The following is a 501-nucleotide window of genomic DNA, read 5'->3' as shown; positions in this document are numbered from 1 at the left end:
CTTTCTTTTCCGGATCCTTACTAACAAATTTTAGCAGTGTTTTTTTGCTTTCAATAGTTTGGAGAATTTCCCGATATAGGCCATTGGTTTTTTGATTTAATAAATTTGTAGTAAGATCTTCATCCCGAATAAATTTATAGCTTTTTATTTTGCTTTCCAGCTGCTCTCGGTTAAAAATAAGATCTGCTACAGTTTTCTCTTGGGGAGATGTAGCTTTATCAATAGATTGATTTACAAATGCCAGGGTAACTTTTGCTTCCTTCAGTTCTTGCCGGATAGAATTAATATATTTCTTGATATATTCTTTATTCTCCGGATCGTTGATGGCTGCTTGCAGCTCTTTGATGTAGTTTGTCTTTCTGTCTTGAATGTCTTTTTCTAAAAAACTGATAACTTTTTGCTGCTCTTTGGAAGGCATCCGTCCTGCTTTGATTTTCAATCTGTCAAGATTAAATTCTTTTCTGTTAATTTCCTGTTTTATATCTTCAAAATAATTATTGA

The 501-nt window shown here is 32.5% G+C and carries 1 protein-coding gene; it reads right to left on the bottom strand.

The window, feature by feature from the left end:
• A partial coding sequence (locus tag DXB53_RS10000) for a hypothetical protein (protein ID WP_158556528.1) occupies positions 1–501 on the bottom strand: 501 nt, incomplete at both ends.

The sequence above is a fragment of the Collinsella sp. OM04-5 genome (assembly GCF_003439125.1).
Taxonomy (GTDB): domain Bacteria; phylum Actinomycetota; class Coriobacteriia; order Coriobacteriales; family Coriobacteriaceae; genus Collinsella.
Note: the sequence above shows the minus strand (reverse complement) of the source record. Positions and strands in the feature narration are given on the sequence as shown.